Annotated in this window: 1 protein-coding gene; it reads right to left on the bottom strand. The window is 59.8% G+C overall.

The window, feature by feature from the left end; translation table 11 throughout:
* On the bottom strand, positions 1–346 hold a 346-nt coding region (locus PGR10_RS25420; RefSeq protein ID WP_196796488.1), incomplete at both ends, for a carbohydrate porin.

Here is a 346-nt window from a genome sequence, read left to right as displayed (position 1 = left end):
AGAACCAGGCCTCAAACATACCGCCGATGTTCAGCGAATCCAGCCGCTCGTCGCTGGTGCCGTCTACTTTCGCGGTGTGCTCGTTATTCACCTGGCCGCCGGTAACATAGAAGCGCAGCATCGGGCGGAACTCCGGCCCCATGCCGATGGCGATGTTCTGCGACAGCGTCAGCTTCCAGCCGTGGTTATCCCCGCCCTGGTCGTAGTCAACGCGCTGGTAGCCCGCTTCCAGCCAGGTCGAGTGCACATCGTTCCAGAAGTACATCGGCCGGACGATCGCGCCGTAGTTTTTACGGTTGTCGGTATTGTCCTTGCCGTTGTCGTAGTCGTGGAAGGCCAGCAGATA

It is taken from the genome of Klebsiella sp. 141198 (assembly GCF_050600785.1).
In the GTDB taxonomy this organism is placed as follows: Bacteria; Pseudomonadota; Gammaproteobacteria; order Enterobacterales; family Enterobacteriaceae; genus Klebsiella; species Klebsiella aerogenes.
This window is presented reverse-complemented; position numbering and strand designations above follow the sequence as displayed.